General features: G+C 37.2%; 3 protein-coding genes. All 3 read right to left on the minus strand.

Features of this window, described 5'->3' with window-relative positions; all coding sequences use genetic code 11:
* Positions 1–219 precede the first annotated feature (219 nt).
* A complete protein-coding gene (locus E1171_RS06660) occupies positions 220–828 on the minus strand; it encodes a hypothetical protein (protein WP_222931424.1) in 609 nt (202 codons plus the stop codon).
* A 130-nt stretch (positions 829–958) separates the two neighbouring features.
* Positions 959–3,376: a TonB-dependent receptor gene (locus E1171_RS06665; RefSeq protein WP_222931425.1), complete on the minus strand. Its 2,418-nt coding sequence runs from the start codon at positions 3,374–3,376 to the stop codon at positions 959–961.
* Between the two features lie 5 nt (positions 3,377–3,381).
* Complete coding sequence (locus E1171_RS06670; protein ID WP_155205232.1) at positions 3,382–4,620, minus strand: GTP-binding protein; 1,239 nt, start codon at positions 4,618–4,620, stop codon at positions 3,382–3,384.
* Positions 4,621–4,671: the final 51 nt, after the last annotated feature.

Raw genomic sequence — 4,671 nt, forward strand, 5'->3', positions numbered from 1 at the left:
AGAGCAATAAGGTGATTTAGTTGTGGTTTGAGAGGTAGGTACTTTCAAGCCACTTCTATTTTTATATAGTAATCGTTGTATGTCATGCAAAAAGTTGGAAAACCCTACCGCCCTTTTAGTACATTTGTTCTTTTACTTTCAAGCAAGCATTAAAAGATAAAATCCCCCATCCTGCCTTATTAAAAACAGGATGAGAGATTAATTATTAAAAAATTCGGCTTACTGAATATTCAAAACAAACCTTAAATCGAAATCGGTATCTCCATCATTAGCACCGGAAGTAGCTGTCTTAACATCAGGTTGGTGTTGCAACCTTACCGTAAAGGTTCCCTCTGATTCAGTAGAAGCAGTTGTCCATTCAGTTTTTAAACCAAGGGGATTGCCATTAGAATCAGAATCCTTATAATTGATTTCAGAGTCACCACTAATGTTCCCGGTTCCAACTGGACTAGCAAAAGCACCTTCATTAAAGGCAAAGAAAATCTGGTGTTCATCGGCTTCCTCTAGTACTTCTTCACCGATATCTTCACCATGGTCTTCATCAAGATTATTCATAATTTCAAAAGTCAGCTCATAGGTTTGGTCAGTACCTAAGTCAATTTCATCTATAATTTGCAATTCTTGCGCACCTTCTCCATCTGGGTCCTGAGCCCGGGCTTCAACTACATCATTCGCATCGTTAGTATTGGTGAATATAAGTTTCACATCGGTGATTATCTCTCCTTCATGTTCTTCTGGTGGTTCAACCTCGTCCTCTTTACATCCGGTTACGATTGTGGCAGCTGCTAATAGAGCCATTAAACTGTACTTTCTAAATAGATTGATCATTTTCATTTTTCTGTTAATTAAAAAATTAGTTAAGGGATTATAAATAATTGATTTAGTAAGTATTCATCTTCAATAAAGCAGGAAAACCTGGTCATTATATTTTTCATAGAAGGCTTATGTTGCCTGGTCATCAATTTTTTGCTGTAAATAAATAATTAAGCGTAAAAAGCATATTCCTACCAGGTTCATCAGCGAAATACCTCATTTCATTGAGGTAATCCCGATATCGCATGTTCAATACATTTTTCACAGTAATACTTGCACTTAAAGTTTTGTATTTAAAACTCCATCCCACATCAAGCAAAAAGTATCCTTTTGGTGCCGACATAAAGTCAAAAATTTCTGAGCCGGGGCCAATGTCAACAGATTCATCTGCTGAATCTTCGGGTGAAACGGTACGAGGCGCGAGAAACTGCCTAACTGAATAACTAGGTTTTATCGTTAGTTTGGAAGCTTCGAACTTCCAAAGCTTTGGCTGATTCCAATTCAGGCTATAATTTAGGGTAATAGGAGGCTGGTTTATTAATGGCTCATTATCCTCGATATTTTTTGACCATAAATAACTAAACCCAAAGGTTCCGGATAGTTGGTTGGACCAATCCCTTTTCCAGCTAAAATCGCTACCCACAAAAACCGCATCCGCTTGATCAAAAACAAAAGCTGGCATAGGACCTCTTATGGTTCCTATAACCCCCATAGGTCTATCAAAAATGTAATTTTCAATGTAATGAGAGTAAACCGTTAAGGTGTAGGTGTTCTTTTTCTGATGGGTCTCAAACTCATTGATGAATTTATATCCTCTTTCCGCTTCAACAGTACTTTCTTGCATTTTCAAAACCTTATTCGTTCTGAATTCTCCCTCATCATTGACATAATATCGGAGTAATCCATAGGAAGTTCTAGAACCATGTTGACCAAAACTGAATAACTCCGCCATGTTTGGTGTTCTCCAGGCTGTTCCAAAATTTGTTCTGAAGGTGCTGTTTTCAGAAATTTCTTTAACGTACCCTAATGATGAGGTCAGGTTTGCGAAACTATATTCATCTCTAAAAATATTTTGACCAGTATCTCGCCCTCTCACATTATTTCTTTCGTAATCTACCCTTACTCCCGCTTCCAGGATGTTACTCCCAAATCTTAGGCTTTCAATTAAAAAAGCACTGGTTCTATAAGTATTATAATTAGGAATAAAAGCTGTTGTTCCAGTGCCGGGATTATTATCGTTATCTTGAGTAAAGTATTGAACACCCAACAAACCATCCAATTTAAACCAATCCGGGTGTTTCCATTCCAATTGATAATCTGAAGTGATTAAATCCAGGTCAATAATAGGTCTGTCTGCATTTCTCCTTACATCGAATTCTTTTCTTTTATTTAGCTGTTTTCCAGCACGAAAAGTCAGTTTCCCATCGTCTGAATACAACCAATTAATTTCCGCCTTCCCAAGGTGATGTTCAGTCACCTGATTAGGTTCATTTATAGTATAAGAAAATGGCCTTAGAAAAGTGGGTTCATCTGAATTAATGGCTCGCACTAAAGTATTTAAACTTTCGGCAACCGAGGACCTAAGCAAGGCCAGGTTTTGGTTTACGTAACTGTAATAAACCTTAAAATCCCAATTTTTAAGCGCATACCTTGTACCTAAACCAATTGCTTTTTCTTCTTTCCCTGAGTTGGTTAAATTGTAGTCAGGGGTATGTCGGTCTCCAATCTTTGTATAATTCCCATTTAAAAAATAACTCCACTTTTTAGTACCCTTTCCTGTTTCAAAGCTTGTATTAATACCTCTACCGTTAGTTTGAAAACCTGTTCCTATTTCGGTAAAAAATGGTTCACTCAGGTGTAAGGGATTGGGCTCCACTATAATAGCTCCCCCAAGCGCTTCTGGACCAAAACGTACACCTGCAGCACCTTTTACTATTGTAATATTATTAGCTGATGAAATATCTATTTCTGGAGCGTGCTCCGTCCCCCAATTTTGAAAACCATGCTTCAACCCATTATTTAGAATCAAAATTCTGTTTCCATATAATCCATGAATAACTGGGAGTTGCACATTGGTACCCGTGGATGTTAAGGTTACTCCTTGTTCTTGGGCTATAGAAGCAGCTAGGGATTGAGTTGGATTACTTCTAATCTCTGATTTTTGTAAAGTAACTTGGGAAATCGCTTTGGTTCCTTCTTCTTTCTCTTTTTGTGCCTGAATGGTTACCGTTCCTAGTTTTAATACTTCTTGAGTCAAATAAATGTGAGGTGTTTTACCATGTTGATGGTAATTTTCGCATACAGTATCACAATATCCATAGCAAGAAATAATTAAGGTATTTTTCTCTGTACTCAAACCTTCAATTAAAAAATCACCTTCTAGATTCGTAATAGTGAACTTTTCTGTTCCCCTAACTTTAATTGAAGCATAAGGGATAGGTTCCTTGGTTTCTACGTCCAAAACTTTTCCTTGTATCGTATAAGAGCGAGTATCAGTCTGTGCCATTCCCCCATATGACCAAGCAAATAGAAAGAATAATATGGTAATCAATCGCTTCATCATTTTTTTTAATCGGCTAATTGTTGTTTGTGGGGAGGAATGGCTGTTGGCACCGGCCAAAAATCTTCATTCCCGTTTTCCCAGTTTATCTTTTCAACCTCTTGTTTGGTGCATAAACAATTTTCTAAATCCAATAGAATTTTCTCTTTGTCCATATTCTGACCAATAAAAACAAGTTCGTTTTTTCGATCACCAAAAGCTTTATCCCAACCTTCTTCTATTAATTCTTGATTATGAATAAATCCGGCAAAAGTGGTTCTTTCTTCATACGGCATACTACTCCACCAAACCCCAGCACTGTCAGTCTTAAGACTTCCACCAGCCTGGCTCCAAGTCATGGCTTGTGAAGGTCGAGAAGCCATCCAAAACAATCCTTTGCTACGAATTATGGTGGAAGGGAAAGCATATTGAACATAGTCTAAAAACCTTTGTGGATGGAAGGGGCGTTTATCTCTGAATACAAATGAAAAAATCCCATATTCTTCTGTTTCAGGAGTGTGTTTATCTTTTTTAAGTTCTTCTATCCAACCCGCACTTTGTTCAGCTTCCTCGTAATCAAATAATCCTGTATTTATCACCTCTGTTAAATCGACTTTGCTGTTGGAAGTTGCTATAACCTTAGCTCTTGGATTAAGCTTTTTGAGAGAAGCTTCCAATAATCCTACAGTTGTTTTATCTACTAAGTCTGATTTGTTAAGAAGAATAACATCCGCAAATTCAATTTGATCGGTCAGTAAATTGACTATGGTCCGGTCGTCTCCTTCCATATCGGTTAATCCTCTATCCATCAACAATTCACTTGAACCAAAATCTTTGAAGAAATTAAAGGCATCTACCACGGTAACCATTGTGTCGATATAGCTGAATCTGCTCAAATCGATTCCATTTTCTTCATCCCGAAAAGTGAAGGTCTGAGCAACAGGAATAGGCTCTGAAATACCCGTACTTTCTATAACTAAATAATCAAAGCGGTTTTCTTTTGCAAGGCGTTCAACTTCCACCATTAAGTCTTCCCGAAGAGTACAGCAAATACATCCATTACTCATTTCTACTAACTTTTCTTCCGTACGGGATAAGCCCCCTTCCTGCTCTACTAACTGGGCATCAATATTTATCTCGCTCATATCATTTACAATAACAGCAACTTTTAAGCCTTGCTTGTTATGTAGGATATGATTGAGTAATGTGGTTTTCCCTGCCCCTAAAAATCCGCTTAATACGGTTACTGGTAATTTTTTAATCCCCATTCTTAATTTTTATAAACGCAACTGTGTTACAAATATAGAAATATATCATTA

Origin of the sequence: Xanthovirga aplysinae (genome assembly GCF_009711365.1) — a bacterium.
GTDB classification, from domain to species: Bacteria; Bacteroidota; Bacteroidia; order Cytophagales; family Cyclobacteriaceae; genus Xanthovirga; species Xanthovirga aplysinae.